The sequence below is a fragment of the Methylobacterium sp. A54F genome, from assembly GCF_053346035.1.
Genome location: NZ_JBKFBF010000010.1, coordinates 76,839 through 92,798 on the forward strand (window position 1 = coordinate 76,839; position 15,960 = coordinate 92,798).

15 protein-coding genes are annotated in these 15,960 nt (G+C 73.2%); 10 read left to right on the plus strand and 5 right to left on the minus strand.

Going from position 1 to position 15,960, the window contains the following annotated elements:
• Positions 1-33 precede the first annotated feature (33 nt).
• Both ACLBXP_RS17195 and ACLBXP_RS17200 read right to left on the minus strand, forming a co-directional pair.
• On the minus strand, positions 34-882 hold the full coding sequence (locus ACLBXP_RS17195) for a type 1 glutamine amidotransferase (protein WP_447668968.1): 849 nt from the start codon (positions 880-882) through the stop codon (positions 34-36).
• Between the two features lie 102 nt (positions 883-984).
• Positions 985-1,293: a hypothetical protein gene (locus tag ACLBXP_RS17200; protein WP_447668969.1), complete on the minus strand. Its 309-nt coding sequence runs from the start codon at positions 1,291-1,293 to the stop codon at positions 985-987.
• 178 nt (positions 1,294-1,471) lie between these two features.
• On the opposite strand from ACLBXP_RS17200, the gene ACLBXP_RS17205 reads away from it, so the two are divergent.
• A complete protein-coding gene (locus ACLBXP_RS17205) occupies positions 1,472-1,723 on the plus strand; it encodes a pilus assembly protein PilZ (RefSeq protein ID WP_447668970.1) in 252 nt (83 codons plus the stop codon).
• A 20-nt stretch (positions 1,724-1,743) separates the two neighbouring features.
• Here the strand turns inward: ACLBXP_RS17205 and ACLBXP_RS17210 are convergent, their stop codons facing one another.
• Positions 1,744-2,022: a hypothetical protein gene (locus ACLBXP_RS17210; protein ID WP_447668971.1), complete on the minus strand. Its 279-nt coding sequence runs from the start codon at positions 2,020-2,022 to the stop codon at positions 1,744-1,746.
• Between the two features lie 115 nt (positions 2,023-2,137).
• Between ACLBXP_RS17210 and ACLBXP_RS17215 the strand changes: the two genes are divergently transcribed.
• The 5 genes from ACLBXP_RS17215 to ACLBXP_RS17235 all read left to right on the plus strand — a co-directional run bounded on the left by ACLBXP_RS17215 (position 2,138) and on the right by ACLBXP_RS17235 (position 4,762).
• Positions 2,138-2,866 carry an autoinducer binding domain-containing protein gene (locus tag ACLBXP_RS17215; protein ID WP_447668972.1) on the plus strand — a complete coding sequence of 243 codons (729 nt, stop codon included), beginning with the start codon at positions 2,138-2,140 and terminating at the stop codon, positions 2,864-2,866.
• A 94-nt stretch (positions 2,867-2,960) separates the two neighbouring features.
• A complete protein-coding gene (locus tag ACLBXP_RS17220) occupies positions 2,961-3,593 on the plus strand; it encodes an acyl-homoserine-lactone synthase (protein WP_447668973.1) in 633 nt (210 codons plus the stop codon).
• A 1-nt stretch (position 3,594) separates the two neighbouring features.
• Positions 3,595-3,789, plus strand: a complete 195-nt coding sequence (locus tag ACLBXP_RS17225; protein ID WP_447668974.1) for a hypothetical protein — start codon at positions 3,595-3,597, stop codon at positions 3,787-3,789.
• Positions 3,790-3,915: 126 nt separating this feature from the next.
• Positions 3,916-4,155, plus strand: coding sequence for a hypothetical protein (locus ACLBXP_RS17230; RefSeq protein ID WP_447668975.1), 240 nt, complete (start codon positions 3,916-3,918; stop codon positions 4,153-4,155).
• Positions 4,156-4,279: 124 nt separating this feature from the next.
• On the plus strand, positions 4,280-4,762 hold the full coding sequence (locus tag ACLBXP_RS17235) for a DUF6894 family protein (protein ID WP_447668976.1): 483 nt from the start codon (positions 4,280-4,282) through the stop codon (positions 4,760-4,762).
• Positions 4,763-4,775: 13 nt separating this feature from the next.
• Here ACLBXP_RS17235 and ACLBXP_RS17240 read toward each other — a convergent pair whose 3' ends face one another.
• Positions 4,776-5,219, minus strand: coding sequence for a DUF488 domain-containing protein (locus ACLBXP_RS17240; RefSeq protein WP_447668977.1), 444 nt, complete (start codon positions 5,217-5,219; stop codon positions 4,776-4,778).
• A 201-nt stretch (positions 5,220-5,420) separates the two neighbouring features.
• Between ACLBXP_RS17240 and ACLBXP_RS17245 the strand changes: the two genes are divergently transcribed.
• The 3 genes from ACLBXP_RS17245 to ACLBXP_RS17255 all read left to right on the plus strand — a co-directional run bounded on the left by ACLBXP_RS17245 (position 5,421) and on the right by ACLBXP_RS17255 (position 9,613).
• Positions 5,421-6,302: a glycoside hydrolase family 25 protein gene (locus tag ACLBXP_RS17245; protein ID WP_447668978.1), complete on the plus strand. Its 882-nt coding sequence runs from the start codon at positions 5,421-5,423 to the stop codon at positions 6,300-6,302.
• A 168-nt stretch (positions 6,303-6,470) separates the two neighbouring features.
• Positions 6,471-7,289: a Crp/Fnr family transcriptional regulator gene (locus ACLBXP_RS17250; RefSeq protein ID WP_447668979.1), complete on the plus strand. Its 819-nt coding sequence runs from the start codon at positions 6,471-6,473 to the stop codon at positions 7,287-7,289.
• Positions 7,290-7,372: 83 nt separating this feature from the next.
• Complete coding sequence (locus ACLBXP_RS17255) at positions 7,373-9,613, plus strand: PAS domain-containing sensor histidine kinase (RefSeq protein WP_447668980.1); 2,241 nt, start codon at positions 7,373-7,375, stop codon at positions 9,611-9,613.
• A 372-nt stretch (positions 9,614-9,985) separates the two neighbouring features.
• On the opposite strand, the gene ACLBXP_RS17260 is transcribed toward ACLBXP_RS17255, so the two are convergent.
• On the minus strand, positions 9,986-12,085 hold the full coding sequence (locus ACLBXP_RS17260; protein ID WP_447668981.1) for a methyl-accepting chemotaxis protein: 2,100 nt from the start codon (positions 12,083-12,085) through the stop codon (positions 9,986-9,988).
• Between the two features lie 437 nt (positions 12,086-12,522).
• On the opposite strand from ACLBXP_RS17260, the gene uvrA reads away from it, so the two are divergent.
• Complete coding sequence (gene uvrA / locus ACLBXP_RS17265) at positions 12,523-15,576, plus strand: excinuclease ABC subunit UvrA (protein WP_447668982.1); 3,054 nt, start codon at positions 12,523-12,525, stop codon at positions 15,574-15,576.
• The last annotated feature ends 384 nt before the right edge of the window (positions 15,577-15,960 follow it).

Consider the following 15,960-nt stretch of genomic DNA (forward strand, 5'->3'; position numbering starts at 1 on the left):
TCGAGCTGTCCCGATTCGATGAGGCCCTCCCGGCTAGCGGCGGGCGGCCCGGGGCCGCACCAGGTGCTCCAGGAAGTTCCCGATCTCGCGCCGCCGCCGCGAGGCGTCGAGCACCTCCGGCCCGATCCCGTGCCGCCAGGCGAGGTCCGGGCGATCCGACCCGGCCAGGGCCTCGATCTCGTCGGCGTAGGCCTCGAGCGCCGCCCCGTCACGGCAGAGGCCGGCCTCGATCACGTCGTCGCCGCAGAGGCGCAGCATGGCGGCGAGCTCGTCGAGATCGAGCTCGGGGTGGTACTGCGTGCCCCAGAAGATCCCCTCGCCCTCGGCGATCTCGATCGCCTGCACGTCCAGGAGGTCGTTCCCGGCGAGCACCGTGCCCCCTGGCGGCGGCGTCACCACGGCGTCGAGATGGACCGCCGGGGCGTCGAAGGCCGCCGGCCGTCCGGCGAGGAGCGGGTGGGCGCGGCCGGCGCCGTTCGGGGCGATGCGGCGGGCGAAGCCGTACTCGGGCCCCCGCGGATTGCGGGCCGCGTCCCCCCCGGCGAGCACGCAGGCCACCTGCACGCCCCAGCAGGAGCCGAACACCGGCAGCCCCGCCGCGAGGCTCTCCCGCATCAACGCGAGCTGGCGCCGCACGGGTGCGCCGCCCTCCCCGACATGCAGGGTGGAGCCCGTGACGATCAGGCCGTCGAAACCCCGGAGGCCGGTGCCCGCCGGAAGGGCGCCGTCCGGATCGGCGGGCGTCAGGATCGTCGTCCGCGCGTCGGGGGCGAGGGCCCGGATCAGCGCCGCATAGGCCTCGGCCGAGGTTTGGCCGGTCGCCGCGACGTGCCGGTCGCGGGCTTCGCGGACGTTGCCGTCCGCCACGAGGATGTGGAGCATCAAGGAAAGCGGGGCGGCGTGACGGGCTGTCGGAACGGACCGGCGGGCCGCGCTGTTCCGGCAGCTCCCCAGGTCAGGTCGTCGCAGAGCAGCGGAACGCCTTCAGGCATCGTCCTCGCGGGCGAAGACCTCGCCCTCGGCAGCGAGGCGCGCGTCGTCCTCGTCGCCCTTGAGAGCGGCCCGGTCGCGATAGGCCGCGATGAGGCGCTGGAGCCGGACATGGGCGGCGAGGGGGTCGGACCGGTCGGGGACGACCGCGCCCTGGCTGGCGAGCAGCCGCTCGGTCTCGGCCTCGACGCGCCCGCGATCCTCCGGCCCCAGGGCGTCGAGGTCGCCGTACCCGAGTTCAGCCGCGATGAGGGCGGCGATTTCGGCCCGCGCCCCCGCCAGGTCGTCGGTTCCCTCAGCCATGGCCGTCCTCCGAGCGGGGCCGGGCATCCCTGCCCCGAAATCCTTGCTCCAAGGCAGGGCAAGCGCGTCCGCGGCCCGCCGGTTCCGGACCGTGCCCCGCGGGACGGCCCGATGCCGGCATCCACGGAATCTTAATCCTCCGTGGCCAGCTTCTCCACCTCATGCCTGCGGGGTGGCCATGGACGCCGAGCGCCGGATCTCGACACGACGCGACGCCTTCCAGATCGGACGCGTCTGCCCGGGCGGCGGCGCCCCCGAATCCGAGTGCCTCATCTGGGACGCCTCGGACGACGGCGCGCGGATCGAGGTCGACCGGCCCGAAGCGCTGCCCGACGCCTTCGTGCTGACGGCGACGCCCTTCGCGCGGCCCCGCGCCTGCCGGGTGGTGCGCCGCGACGGGCGCGACCTCGCCCTCGCCTTCACCGACTGAGGCGCTGCGGCGGCCGCCGCTCAGCCCTCGGGCTCGGGATCCTGGTCCTGCCGGCACCGCCGCACCGCCTCGATGGCGGAGCGGCGCGCGGCGGGCTCGTTCAGCGCGTTGAACAGGCGGAGCAGCTCGTCCGTCTCCGTGGCCGAAGGCCCCTGCCCGCCTAGGGTTTCCCCGCCCGCCTCGGCCCCCGGCGGCAGCGCGGCGAAGAAATGCGCGGGATCGAGCCGAAGGATGTCGGCGATTTGGGCCAGAAGGGCCGCGGAATGCCGTTCGTCGTTGCCTTCGGGATCCTCGTCCACCGCAACGGTCCCTCGCGCCGGATTTTCGTGGCTGAATCTCGAACTGCAACCTAGAGTCGAGAGTTTTTTCGCTTTAAAAGCGAAGGCGACTCTTGTCCAGTCAGCGGTGGCCACCATGCACCCCAAGACCGTGGAACTCACGAGCGGCGTGTTCGGGGATTTCGACCGGGCCGCATCGATCGACGAACTCGCCGGCCTCCTGGAGGCGGCCGTGCGGCCGCTCGGCATCGAGAGCACCTTCGCGGGCGTGATCCCGATCCCCGGCACCCGCCCGCGGGAGCAGGCCGCCCACGTCCTCCTCGACCGGACGCCCGCGGGCTGGAGCGAGCGCTACTTCCGGGCCGGCCACCTCTTCCGCGATCCGACCATCCGGCGCCTGACCGAGGACCTGACGCCCTTCCGCTGGTCCGAGATCGAGCCGCGCTGGCGGGACGACGCCGCCGCGCGGCGGGTGATGGGCGAGGCCTCCGAGTTCAAGCTCCGCGACGGCTTCACGATTCCCCTCGTCACCCTCGACGGCCGGGTGGCGGGCTTCAGCTTCGGCGGCGACCGGATCGCGCTCGCGCCGGAGACCCGCGGGATGCTGCAACTTCTGGCGAGCTACGCCTTCGGCCGCTCGCTCAACCTCAGCGAGCGGCGCGAGCCGCCCGCGCGGCTCACGCCCCGCGAGCTCGAGGCGCTGAAATGGGCCTCCGACGGCAAGACCGAGTGGGAGATCGGCGAGCTGATGTCGATCTCCGAGCACGGCGCGGAGAAGCACCTGCGCTCGGTCCGGGCCAAGCTCGGCACGGTGAGCCGCACCCACGCGGTGGCGGAAGCCCTGCGGCGGCGCCTGATCACCTGAACGAGCACTACTTCAAGTCGAATGGTACGCGATCGCGTACTATAATGGGTTGTACCTGCGACCGATAATGGCGGCCATCCAACCGGAGGCCGACATGATCCACATCGTTACTCCCGAGAATGCTTCGCACTATTCCGCCGCCATGGAACAGGCTTATCGCCTGCGCCACCAAGTCTTCGTCGACGAGAAGGGCTGGTCGGACCTTGCGAAGCCCGATGGCCGCGAGATCGACGACTTCGACGACGGCCACGCCGTCCACATGCTGGCCATCGAGGACGACCTCGTCGTCGGGTATCAGCGCATGCTGCCGACGACCCGCCCCTACCTCCTCACCGAGGTCCTGCCGGAGCTGTGCGAGGTGGCGACCCCGCGCGGGCCGGAGGTCTGGGAATGGACGCGCTACGCGGTCCGCCGCGACCGCCGCGACCGCGGCCGCATGCTGAGCCCGGTGGGCAGCGCGCTCCTCACCGGAATCGTCGAGTGGGGCCTGGAGAGCGGCATCTCGTCCATCGTCATCGAGATGAACCCGCTCTGGCTCCTGCGACTCGTCCAGCTCCACTTCCGCGTGACGCCCCTCGGGCTGCCGCGGCCGATCTCCGGCGAGGACACCGTCGCGGTCGTCGCGGCCTTCGACCATCGCACCCTGAGCCGCCTGCGCGAGACCCGGGGCGACGACGCCTCCGTGATCACGGCGGGCGCCCTTCCAACCCGACGCCTTGCGAGCTGACATGACCAGACCCAACCCAGCCAAAGCGGGGGAGGCGGACCGGGAGGTCGTCCGCCTCGCCGAGATCTGCATCGAGGCGCACGCGCTGATCGAGCGGAGCGGCACCCCGGAGATGAAGCTCCTGGTCGAGGAACTGCTGTTCCGGATCGGGGTCACCCTCGCCGGTGGCCTGCGGCGCGCGCCGAACCTCTCCTGATGCGCACCGACCCCGCCCGACCGGGCCGCCCGTGGGGCGGCCCGGGGGGCGAGGCGCTTCGAAACCCGATGGTAACGGGCGTCGGGCAGGATCCTCCCCGCGTTAAGGGTAACCGCGGGTGCGTGGATGATGACGAAGGACCAGCTTGCCGCCGAGCTGAAGCGGATCGCGACGACGCAGATCAGCGACATCACCCGGGCGGTGAAGGAGGGCCAGAAGTCGATCGCGCTCAACGAGGTGCGGGACATGGCCCAGCGCCTGAACCTGCTCGCCGACGCGTTCGCGCCGAAGGCGGAGGCCCCTCCGAGGGCCGAAGCCCATCAGAAAGCCGCCCCGAGCCCCGAGGAGGCCGCCGCGGCGGCCTGACCGCCGCGCGCGCCCGCCCCCGAGAGCGCGGCGGCCCGGCATTTCGCCCCGGCCCCGGAGGCGGCTCGCGGCCGATGGCCCGGGCCCCTCGTTCCGCGCTCGCCCGACCAGGGAGAGTCCCGTCATGGATCGCGTCTTCTTCAACATCCGCCTCGACGAGGCCTTCCTGCCCGAGCGCACGGGCCAGTGCGTCGCCAGCCTCGACGAGGCCCGCGAGGTGGCCCGCACCATCGTGCGCCGCCTCGTGACCCACCACGGCGGCGAGCCGCGGCTCCTCAACGCCGCGATGGTGGTAACCGACGAGACCGGGGCGACCGTCCTCGAACTCTCGTTCTTCGAGGCGCTCTACGTGCCCGTCGAGGCGCCGGAGACCCCGGTCGTGCCCCTCGGCCGCGCCGTCTCGGTGCGCGCGCCGCGCCCCTCGACCCGCCTGCGGGCCCGCATCTCCGGGCTGGAGGCCCGCAGCCAGCGCCTCGTCCAGGCCCTTCTGCAGGCCCTCCTGCACGCCGGCCGCCGCAACCCCCTCGCCCGGGTCGTCCCGCGCCTGCCGGCCTGGATCCGGCTGCCGCGCGGCCGCTACGGGCTCGGCCTCGAAGCCTCGACCTGAGAGGCGCTCCCGGTCAGCCGAACAGGTCCACCGTCACGAAGCCCCGGGCCTCCAGGCGCTCGGCCAGCACCCGCCGGTGGCAGCGCTCCGGGTCGCGCTCGAAGCAGAGCAGGCAGGTCGGCGCCTCCCCGGCGAGGCGCGCGAGCGCGTCGAGGGCGAGGCCACCGTCGGCCGTGTCGAGCACCTCCTCGCAGTAGATCCGGCGCATCAGCGCGGCGTCGTGCGCGCGGGCGGCCTCCCGGCCGGCCTTCGGCGTGCCGAGGCTGCGCGCGTGGTCGTAGCCGAGGCCCGCGCCCTCCAGCCCCGCCCGCAGGGCGCCCTTCGAGAAGCCGCGCTTGCGCGAGTTCGCGACCGCCCGCACGTCGGCGAGTACCCCTACCCCCGCATCCTTCAGGGCGGCGATCAGGCGCTCCTGGTCGAGGCCTTCGTAGCCGATGGTAAACAGGGTCTTGCTCAAGGTCCTGGCTCCGAAACACGTGGAACGGCCGTGTCTTAGCGGCGGATCCGCAAGCGTCTCCGGAGCGCCGCGCCGGCCTATGTGGCGGGGCCGCAACGCGTTCCGGAATTCCGCCGCATTGCCGTCAAAGGTCTGTTAACCGCGCAGGGGTCATCGAATACCCCTGTACGGAGCGCATGGAAACGGACGGGCCGGGCATCGATGTCGCTGAGGAACGGGTTTGTCCAACGGCCGTCCGGCCCGCTGTCCAGCATCGTCCGCAGCGCGGCGGGGCTGAGGCGGGCCGCCGCCCGGGTCTCCGCCGGCGCGATCCTCGCCGGGCTCGCGGCCTGTGCCTCCAACAGCGACTTCTACCCCACCAAGGGCGACGCCAAGCCCCATCCGGGCGTGGCGCGGGCCAAGCAGCACCCGATCCAGGGCATCGACATCTCGAAGTGGCAGGGGCCCGTCGACTGGGCCTCGGTGCGCGGGGCCGGGACCCAGTTCGCCTTCATCAAGGCGACCGAGGGGGGCGACCACGTGGACGAGCGCTTCCGCGAGAACTGGGACGGGGCGGGGCGCGCCGGGGTGCCGCGCGGCGCCTACCACTTCGTGTTCTGGTGCCGGGCCCCCGAAGAGCAGATGGCCTGGTTCAAGCGGAACGTGCCGAACGACCCCACCGCCCTGCCCCCGGTCCTCGACGTCGAGTGGAACGGGCATTCCCAGACCTGCCCGAAGCGGCTGCCGAAGCCGCAGGCCCTCGCCATGATCCGCTCGATGCTCACCGAGATGGAGGCCTACACGGGCAAGCGGCCGATCATCTACACCGACATCACCTTCCACAAGGACGTCCTCGAGGGCGAGCTGCCGGACTACCCGCACTGGGTCCGCTCCACGGCGGCCGAGCCCGAGCAGCGCTTCGCCAACCGCCAGTGGATGCTGTGGCAGTTCACCTCGACGGGCCGGGTGCCCGGCGTGCGCGGCGACGTCGACCGCAACGCCTTCTACGGCACCCAGGCCGAGTGGGCCTCCTTCCTGGCCACCGACTGCGACCCCCGCGACCACCGCCGCCTCACCGCCCAGGGGCTCTGCACCGGGAAGTGACCCGGACGGGACCGGGAAATGGCCCGCAAGTGAATGGTAGAGCCGCCGGACGGGCCGGATTTCGTGCGCTCCGGGACGCAAAATCACCGTGATCTGTCTACTATCGGACAGACCAGAAGCTGAGCGTTGTTGTAGGAAGGGCTGGACGAACCCTATCTTGTACGCGGCATGTCGACGGCTCCCGAGTTCTTCCCGGACGGCAACCTTCTGCTGAAGGCACTTAGCGGCGCGGACCAGGCGCTCCTGGCGCCCCACCTCGAGCTCGCGGAGTTCCGCAAGGGCGAGACGCTGTTCCAGGCGGGCTCGGACGTCGCCTACATCTCCTTCCCGTGCGCGCAGACGGTGGTGACCCTCGTCATCGCGATGCAGGACGGGCGCAGCGCCGAGACGGCCACGATCGGCCACGAGGGGGCGGTCGGCGGCGTCGTGAGCAACGGCTGCCTGCCGGCCTCGACCCACGCGGTCGTCCAGATCGCCGGCCCGGTCCTGCGCATGGAGGCGGGGCGCCTGCAGGAGGCGCAGCTGCGCTCCGGGCACCTGCGCAACCTCTTCACCCGCTACTCGGACTGCCTGCTCGCGCAGGTGCTGCAGTCGGTGGCCTGCAACGCCCTGCACCCGATCGAGCAGCGCTGCCTGCGCTGGCTGATGACCCTCCAGGACCGCACCGGCCGGCCGGTCCTGCCCGTGACGCACGAGCTGCTCGCGGCGATGCTCGGGGTGCAGCGCACCTACCTGACCCGGATCCTGCGCATCCTCCAGCAGCAGGGCTTGATCGAGGTCGGGCGGGGGCGCATCACCATCGTCAACCGTGCCGAGATGGAGCGGGCCGCCTGCGAGTGCCACGGCACCGTCCGGCGCCACTTCGAGGCCGTGCTGGGCGCCGTCTACGCCCCGTCCGGCGAACTCGTCACCCTCGACCCGCCCCCCGAGCCGGAGGAGCGACGCGTGTCCAATCTCCTTCGGACCATCGCGGACGCGACGCGGTGACGGCGCCGGGCGCCGGCCCCGCCCCGAGACGCGCCTTGTCCCGCCCCCACGCCCTGCCCCGCCCCCGCGCCTGACCGCCGCCGATGCCGGACGCCCCCGCCAGCGACGCGATGGTCCGCCTCGGCGAGAGCGCGCTCCTGCTGCGCCTCGCCGTCGAGGGCAGCGGGATCGGCATCTGGGACCACGATCTCCTCGCCGGCCGGCTCGACTGGGACGCCGCCACCCGGGCCCTGTTCGGGGTCGGGCCGGACGCGTCCGTGACCTACGACGGCAGCTTCCTGACGGCCCTCCACCCGGAGGACCGCGACCGCGTCGACGCCGCGCTCCGTGCCTCCATCGACCCGGCGGGGCCGGGCGTGTTCGCGAGCGAGTACCGGGTGGTGCGGGCCGGCGGCGGCACGACCTGGATCGCGGCCCGGGGCCGGCTCGTGGTGGCGGGCGGGCGGGCCACCCGTCTCGTCGGGACCGTGCAGGACGTCACCGCCCGCAAGGAGGCGGAGCTCGCCCTCGAGGCGACGCGCGACCGCTACCGCCTCGTCACCCTCGCCACCAACGACGCGATCTGGGACTGGGACCTCGTCGCCGACGTGGTGCTCTGGAACGAGGCCCTGCGCACGACCTACGGCTGGGATCCCGAGGGGATCGAGCCGACGGGCGCGTGGCGGCTCGGGCGGATCCACCCGGACGACCGGGCGCGGGTGGAGGCCGACATCCGCGCGGTGATCGGCGGGACCGCCAGCGAGTGGAGCCACGAGTACCGCTTCGCCCGGGCCGACGGCCGCTACGCCGAGGTGCTCGACCGCGGCTACATGGTCCGGTCCCCCGACGGCGGGGCCCGCCGGATGATCGGCGCGATGCTCGACGTCACCGAGCGCAACCGGGCGGCCGCCGAGTTCCGGGCGATCTTCGAGGGCGCCAACATCGGCATCGTGCAGCTCGACCCCCAGACCCTCCGGGCCGAGCGGGTCAACCCCAAGCTCTGCGAGATCTGGGGCGCGCCGCCGGAGGCCATCGTCGGCCACTCCGTCGTGCGCTGGACGCCCGAGGAGGACGCGGGCGAGCGCGACGCCCTGCACCGCCGGCTCGCGGCCGGCGAGATCATGCAGGAGACCCTGGTCAAGCGCTACCGCCGCGCGGACGGCCGCATCATCCGGGCCCGGGTCAACCTGGTCTCGCAGGTGCTGGGGGACCGCATCCAGACCACCGCGATGATCGAGGACATCACCCGCACCGCCCTCGCCGACGAGCGCCGGCGCGCGCTGATCGCCCTGAGCGACGCCCTGCGCGACGGGCCGCGGGCGGCCGAGATCCTGCGCACCGCCGTCGCCGTCCTCGGGCGCGGGCTGCAGGCCGACGCGGCCGCCTACGGCACGCTCGACCCCGAGGCGGAGCGGATCGCGGTCGTCACGGGGTGGCCCGAGGCGGCCGGGGAGCGGTTGCCCGGCCTCTCCGCCATCCCCGAGACCCTGGCTCGGCTGCGCCGGGGCGAGGCCGTGGCGGCGGCCGACGTCGCGGAGCTGCCCGCGGATGCGCCGGCCTATGCGGCCCTCGGCCTGCGCGCCGTGCTCGCGGTGCCGCTGATGCGGCGCGGGCGCCTCGCGGGCGTGCTGTTCGCCCAGTGGCGGTCGCCGTACACCCTCGACCCGGCGGAAGTGGCCTTCGCCCGCGAGGTCGGGGAGCGGGCCTGGGGCGCGCTCGGGCGGCTCCACGCCGAGGACCAGCAGCGGCTCCTCAACCGCGAGCTGAGCCACCGGCTGAAGAACATCCTCGCGATGGTCCAGGCCATCGCCTCGCAGACGCTGCGCAACGCGTCCGGGCTCGACGCCGCCAAGGAGGCGCTGGCCGACCGCCTGATTGCGCTCGGCAAGGCGCACGACATCCTGCTCACGGGCGAGGGCGAGGGCGCCGACATCCGCAGCGTGATCACCGGGGCGCTCGCCATCCACGACGACCGGCAGCCCGAGCGCTTCAGGCTGGGCGGGCCCGACCTCCGGGTCGGCCCGCGGGCCGCCCTGTCGCTCGCCCTGATGGTGCACGAGCTCGCCACCAACGCGGTCAAGTACGGGGCCCTCTCGGTGCCGGCCGGGCGCGTCGGCCTGACCTGGACGGTTGCCGTGGACGGCGCCGACCCCGAGGTCCGGATGACCTGGGTCGAGGCGGGCGGGCCGCCGGTGCTGCCGCCGACCCGCAAGGGCTTCGGCTCGCGCCTGATCGAGCGCGGGCTCGCCGGGGCCATCGGGGGGCGGGTGGTCCTCGCCTACGAGCCTGGCGGCCTCGTCTGCCGGGTCGCCGCACCGCTCTCGGGGTTCCAGGCGGGTGATTGATACCCGTTCGGCATGGATCCCAGGATCCTCCGCGATCCCTGGAGGGCTCCTTCGAGGCCCCCTGGCGGGGGCACCTCAGGATGAGGTGGGTGGATGGGATCCGCCGGGTGATGGCTGCCTCCCATCCGCGCCCTCATCCTGAGGCGCGCAGCGAAGCGGAGCCTCGAAGGAGGGCTCCAGGAAGCGCGCGTCCGCTGGAGGGCTCCTTCGAGGCCCCCTGGCGGGGGCACCTCAGGATGAGGTGAGTGGGTGGGATCCGCCGGGTGCCGGCTGCCTCCCACCCGCGCCCTCATCCTGAGGTGCGCAGCGAAGCGGAGCCTCGAAGGAGCCCTCCAGGGATCGCCGAGGGTCCCGGCACTCACGAACGGGCTCTCAGCCCGCGCGCACGCTCGCCAGGAAGTGCCCCACCGTGCCGCGCAGGGCGCCGGCCTGGCGCGACAGGTCGCTCGCGGCCGCGAGCACCTGGGCCGAGCCCGAGCTCGCGGTGGACGCGGCCTCGCTGACGCCCGCGATGTGGCCCGACACGGCGCGGGTGCCGGCCGAGGTCTGGGCGGTGGTGCGGGCGATCTCGGTGGTCGCCGCGCCCTGCTCCTCCACCGCCGCGGCGATGTCGCCGCCGACCCGGGCGAGGCGCTGGATCACGGCCGTGATGCCCCCGATCGCCGCCACCGAGGCGTCCGTCGAGGCGGTGATCTCCGCGACCTTGGCGGCGATCTCGTCGGTGGCCCGCGCCGTCTGGCCCGCGAGGTTCTTCACCTCGGCGGCGACGACCGCGAAGCCCCGGCCCGCGTCGCCCGCGCGCGCCGCCTCGATGGTGGCGTTGAGCGCGAGCAGGTTCGTCTGCCCGGCGATGTCCGAGATCAGTCCGACGATCTGTCCGATGCTGCCGGCGGCCTGGGCGAGGCGCGCCACCTCGCCGGCCATGCCGGTGGCGTCGCGCTCCGCCGCCGCGGCGAGGTCCGCCGAGGCGGTGACCTGCGTGCCGATCTCGCGCACCGAGGCCGAGAGCTCCTCGGTGGCGGCCGCGACGGTGTCGGCCGAGAGCGCGGCCTCGTGCGAGGCGCTCGCCACCGCCTGGCTGAGGCTGGTGGTGTCGTCGGCCGCCGTGGCCATACCGCGGGCGGCGGCCTCGAGCTGGGCGGCGGCCGTCGAGACGGCCTCGACGATCCCGCCGACCTGGCCCTCGAAGCCGTCGGCGAGGCCGAGGGCGGCGGCGCGCTGGGCGGCCTGGGCCGCGGCGGCCATCTGCTCCTGCTCGGCGCGGATCCGGCGCCGCTCCGCCAGGCTGTCGCGGAACTCCACCGCCGCCCCGGCGATCGCGCGCACCTCGCGGGGGCCGCCCGCCGGGATCGCGACGTCCTCCGCCCCGCGCCCGATGGCGGTGAGCGCCCGCGACATCTGGATCAGGGGGCGGGCCACCGCCGTGCCGAGGGCGACCGCGAGGGCGGCCGAGGCGAGGAGGATCGCGAGCCCCGCGCCGGCCCAGGCCGCGAGGCTGCGGTCGGCGGCGGCGCGGACCTGCCCGGCGGCGGCCGCGAGCTCCGCGGTCAGGCCGTCCTCGACGCCCTTGAGGGCGTCGATGCGCTGGCTGGCGAGCTTGAACCAGAGGGGGGCGTCGTGCACGGGCAGGGCCGCGCCCGGCAGCGTGTCGAGGATCGCCCCGCGCTGGCGGGCGACCTCGCGGGCCGCCTCCCCGGCCTCGGCCGCCTCGAGGGCCGCGATCCCCGCGCCCTGCGCCCGGGCCCGGAACTGGCCCGCGAAGGTGGCCTGGCTCGCCGAGAGCGTCGCGAGGCGCTTCAGCCCGGCGAGGTCGAGGCTGCCCGCCGCGATGATCGCGGAGGCCGCCGCCCGCTCCTGACCGGCGAACTCCTTCAGCTCCAGGAAGGCCGCGTAGGTGGCCACCCGGTTGGCGATGCCCGCATCCGCCACCGCGGCGGCCATCTCGCGCACCGCGCCGAGGCCCTCCCCGATCAGGCCGGTGAAGAAGGCGGCCGCCTGGGGCGGGGCGAGGGCGAGGGCGTCGATCGCCCGCCGCTCGCCCGCCACCCGGCCGAGGCCGTCGGCGAGGGCGGCGACCCGGCGGGCGAGGCCGGACCCGAGGGCGGCGCTGCCGGGCCCGGTCACGGCCTCGGCGAGGCCGCGGGCGGCCGCGTCGGTGCGGGCGCGCTGCGCGTCGAGCTCCGCCCGGAACTGGGTGCCCTTCGAGCCGAGGAACAGGCTGGAGGCGCCGCGCTCGCGCTGGGCCTCGTGCACGAAGGCGCTGATGCGGGCGGCGAGCCCGACGCCCTGCTCCACCCGGGCCATGCCGTCGCGCTGCTCCCAGCGCTCGTGCACCGCCAAGGCCGCCACCGCCGCGAAGGCGAGGCAGGGGGCCAGCGCCACCGCGAGGATGCGCCCGCGCAGGGAGGCCAGGAAGCCTCCGGACAGGGAGCGACCCGAGACCGGACCACGCGACAGCAAACCACCCGACATGCGAACACCCGGCAAGGTACGAAACAGGGAAACAATGCTTTCGCGGAGCGGCCGCGAGCGTTAACGGGTGTGTATCCGTGCCGGTAAACACCCGGTTGAAAGTACAGGAATTGCTTAAGAAAAGGCGCCGTTGCTGCATATATGAGCAGCTGGATTGAACCGTTGGAGTTCTCCGGGCGGCGCAACGGGGGCGCCCTGTGACACGCCCCGCGTCATCCCGGGGCGCCGCGGCGGCGTTGATCCTGTACTCTTTTCGTTCTAAGCATGCCCGCGCGCGCCTCGCGCCGCCCTGGGATCGCTCCGCGCCCGGGCCCGCGAGCCGGCCCTGCGCCGCGTCCGCCTTGTCCGCGGGGCGCAAGCCTCCACATGGCGGTTGCATCGGCGCGCCGCGCCGTGCCGCCGTCAGGCCGAGACTGCCCCGAGAGAACCGCTGCCCCATGGCCAAAGCCCAAGCCGCCAAGCCTTCCCGCAGCGTCGAGCCTTCCCGCAGCGCCAAGCCTCCGCGTCGTTCCAAGGCATCGGGCGCGGAGATCGTGAGCGCGGCACCGGCGGCGGCGGAGGACGCGCGCGACGCCCGCATGGCGGCGCTGTTCGACGGCGCCCGGGACGAGCGGGTGATCGCGGTGCGGGGCGCCCGCGAGCACAACCTGAAGAACGTCGACCTGACGATCCCCAGGGACAAGCTCGTGGTGTTCACCGGGCTGTCCGGCTCCGGCAAGTCGTCGCTCGCCTTCGACACGATCTACGCGGAGGGGCAGCGCCGCTACGTCGAGTCGCTCTCGGCCTACGCGCGGCAGTTCCTGGAGATGATGTCCAAGCCCGACGTCGACCAGATCGACGGGCTCTCGCCGGCCATCTCCATCGAGCAGAAGACCACCTCGAAGAACCCCCGCTCGACGGTCGGCACCGTCACCGAGATCTACGACTACATGCGCCTCCTCTGGGCGCGGGTCGGCATCCCCTACTCGCCCGCCACGGGGCTCCCCATCGAGAGCCAGACCGTGAGCCAGATGGTCGACCGGGTGCTGGCGCTCCCCGAGAAGAGCCGCCTCTACCTGCTCGCCCCCGTGGTGCGCGGCCGCAAGGGCGAGTACCGCAAGGAGATCGCGGAGTTCCAGAAGAAGGGCTTCCAGCGCCTGCGCGTCGACGGGGAACTCTACCCGATCGACGACGTGCCCAAGCTCGACAAGAAGCTGAAGCACGACATCGACGTGGTGGTGGACCGCATCGTGGTGCGCCCCGACATCGGCTCGCGCCTCGCCGAGTCCTTCGAGACGGCCCTGGAGCTCGCCGACGGCATCGCGGTGATCGAGTTCGCCGACGCCCCCGAGGGCGGGGCGGTGCCCGAGCCCGTCACCTTCTCGTCGCGCTTCGCCTGCCCGGTCTCCGGCTTCACGATCCCCGAGATCGAGCCGCGGCTGTTCTCCTTCAACAACCCCTTCGGGGCCTGCCCGACCTGCGGGGGCATCGGCCACGAGATGCGGATCGACCCCGAGCTCGTCATCTCCGACGAGGCCTTGAGCCTGAAGCGCGGGGCGGTGGCGCCCTGGGCGAAGTCGACCTCCCCCTATTACGGGCAGACCCTCGACGCGCTCGCCAAGCACTACGGCTTCAAGACCACCGTCGCCTGGTCCGCCCTGCCCCAGGCCGCCCGCGCCGTGATCCTCTACGGCTCCGGCGCGCAGCCGGTGCGCTTCGAGTACGACGACGGCCTGCGGGCCTACGCGGTGAACAAGCCCTTCGAGGGCGTGATCCCGAACCTGGAGCGCCGCTACAAGGAGACGGAGAGCGACGCGAGCCGCGAGGAGATCGGCCGCTTCATGAGCGAGACGCCCTGCGGGGCCTGCGCGGGCAAGCGGCTGAAGCCCGAGGCGCTCGCCGTGAAGGTCGCGATGCAGGACGTCGGCGAGGTCACGGCGCTGTCGGTGCGCGAGGCCCACCGCTGGTTCTCGGAGCTGCCGGGCAAGCTCACCGGCAAGCAGAACGAGATCGCGGTGCGCATCCTCAAGGAGATCCGCGACCGCCTCACCTTCCTGGTGGATGTCGGCCTCGAATACCTGACGCTCGCGCGCGGCTCCGGCTCGCTGTCGGGCGGCGAGAGCCAGCGCATCCGCCTCGCCTCGCAGATCGGCTCGGGGCTGACGGGCGTGCTCTACGTCCTCGACGAGCCCTCGATCGGCCTGCACCAGCGCGACAACGAGCGCCTGCTCGGCACCCTCAAGCGCCTGCGCGACCTCGGCAACTCGGTGATCGTGGTGGAGCACGACGAGGACGCGATCCTGCAGGCCGACTACGTGGTCGATGTCGGGCCGGGCGCAGGGATCCACGGCGGCGAGATCATCGCGCAGGGGACCCCCGCCGAGGTGCTGGCCAACCCCGCCTCGCTCACCGCGAAGTACCTCACCGGCGAGATGACGGTGCGCACCCCCACGGCCCGCCGCAAGGGCCGCAAGGGCAGCCTCAAGCTCGTCGGCGCCCGGGGCAACAACCTGAAGAACGTCTCCGTCGAGATCCCGCTCGGGACCTTCACGTGCATCACCGGCGTCTCGGGGGGCGGCAAGTCGACCCTCGTGATCGACACCCTCTACAAGGCGGTGGCCAAGAAGCTGAACGGCGCGCTGGAGCACCCCGCCCCCTACGAGCGCCTGGAGGGGCTGGAGAACCTCGACAAGGTCATCGACATCGACCAGTCGCCGATCGGCCGCACGCCGCGCTCGAACCCCGCCACCTACATCGGCGCCTTCACGCCGATCCGCGACTGGTTCGCTGGGCTGCCCGAGGCCAAGGCGCGGGGCTACCAGCCCGGCCGGTTCAGCTTCAACGTCAAGGGAGGTCGCTGCGAGGCCTGCTCGGGCGACGGCGTCATCAAGATCGAGATGCACTTCCTGCCCGACGTCTACGTCACCTGCGACGTCTGCAAGGGCAAGCGCTACGACCGCGAGACCCTGGAGGTGCGCTACCGCGCCAAGTCGATCGCCGACGTGCTCGACATGACGGTGGAGGAGGCCGCCGACCTGTTCAAGGCGGTGCCGGCGATCCGCGAGAAGATGGAGACGCTCGCCCGCGTCGGCCTGCACTACGTTCATGTCGGGCAGCAGGCCACCACCCTGTCGGGGGGCGAGGCGCAGCGCGTGAAGCTCTCGAAGGAGCTCGCCAAGCGCGCGACGGGGCGCACCCTCTACATCCTCGACGAGCCGACCACGGGCCTGCACTTCCACGACGTCGCCAAGCTCATGGAAGTGCTCCACGAACTCGTGGACCAGGGCAACACGGTGGTGGTGATCGAGCACAACCTCGAGGTGATCAAGACCGCCGACTGGGTGATCGACATGGGGCCCGAGGGCGGCGACGGCGGCGGCGTCGTGGTGGCCCAGGGCACGCCGGAGCAGATCGCGAAGTCGGCCGCGAGCCACACCGGCCGCTTCCTGCGCGACGTCCTGGCCCGCCGGCCCGCGACACCGCCCTCCGGTCGCCGCGCCGCCGCCGAGTAGCGGCCCGGCCGGGCCGCCGATTCGACCCCCGGCCGTCCGATTCGAACCGCCCCGGGCCGCCGGCCGGGGTCGCGGGCGGGCCCCGGGCGGCCCTCCGGAGGCCCCGCCGCGGGCCCCCGTCCCCCGGCCCGGTTGCGTCGCGCTGCGGCGCCCTTGCGCATTGCGCCCCACCCGCTTGCGCATCCGTCCCGTCTCCAAGCTCGGCCGCAAGAGCTTGAGCATTCGGTGCTATTTTGCCGGAAGCCGGTCCGGAAGGGCTCCGGGCGGGGTTCCAGACTAGGTCTAAAGTCCTTCTCGGCACCGCGGCAAAAATGCGGCTTTTGCGCAACGGTGGGTTTGGATCTGCCGAGATGCGAGGCATTCCACTGTCATTCGGGGGCGGCC

What these genes read in the sequence shown, in the direction of transcription:
- ACLBXP_RS17220 (WP_447668973.1), top strand. Translation starts at nt 2,961, where the DNA reads ATGATCCACATCGTTACTCCCGAGAATGCTTCGCACTATTCCGCCGCC.
- ACLBXP_RS17215 (WP_447668972.1), top strand. Translation starts at nt 2,138, where the DNA reads ATGCACCCCAAGACCGTGGAACTCACGAGCGGCGTGTTCGGGGATTTC.
- ACLBXP_RS17235 (WP_447668976.1), top strand. Translation starts at nt 4,280, where the DNA reads ATGGATCGCGTCTTCTTCAACATCCGCCTCGACGAGGCCTTCCTGCCC.
- ACLBXP_RS17245 (WP_447668978.1), top strand. Translation starts at nt 5,421, where the DNA reads ATGTCGCTGAGGAACGGGTTTGTCCAACGGCCGTCCGGCCCGCTGTCC.
- ACLBXP_RS17230 (WP_447668975.1), top strand. Translation starts at nt 3,916, where the DNA reads ATGATGACGAAGGACCAGCTTGCCGCCGAGCTGAAGCGGATCGCGACG.
- ACLBXP_RS17250 (WP_447668979.1), top strand. Translation starts at nt 6,471, where the DNA reads ATGTCGACGGCTCCCGAGTTCTTCCCGGACGGCAACCTTCTGCTGAAG.
- ACLBXP_RS17200 (WP_447668969.1), bottom strand. Translation starts at nt 1,293, where the DNA reads ATGGCTGAGGGAACCGACGACCTGGCGGGGGCGCGGGCCGAAATCGCC.
- ACLBXP_RS17205 (WP_447668970.1), top strand. Translation starts at nt 1,472, where the DNA reads ATGGACGCCGAGCGCCGGATCTCGACACGACGCGACGCCTTCCAGATC.
- ACLBXP_RS17195 (WP_447668968.1), bottom strand. Translation starts at nt 882, where the DNA reads ATGCTCCACATCCTCGTGGCGGACGGCAACGTCCGCGAAGCCCGCGAC.
- ACLBXP_RS17260 (WP_447668981.1), bottom strand. Translation starts at nt 12,085, where the DNA reads ATGTCGGGTGGTTTGCTGTCGCGTGGTCCGGTCTCGGGTCGCTCCCTG.
- ACLBXP_RS17225 (WP_447668974.1), top strand. Translation starts at nt 3,595, where the DNA reads ATGACCAGACCCAACCCAGCCAAAGCGGGGGAGGCGGACCGGGAGGTC.
- ACLBXP_RS17255 (WP_447668980.1), top strand. Translation starts at nt 7,373, where the DNA reads ATGCCGGACGCCCCCGCCAGCGACGCGATGGTCCGCCTCGGCGAGAGC.
- uvrA (WP_447668982.1), top strand. Translation starts at nt 12,523, where the DNA reads ATGGCCAAAGCCCAAGCCGCCAAGCCTTCCCGCAGCGTCGAGCCTTCC.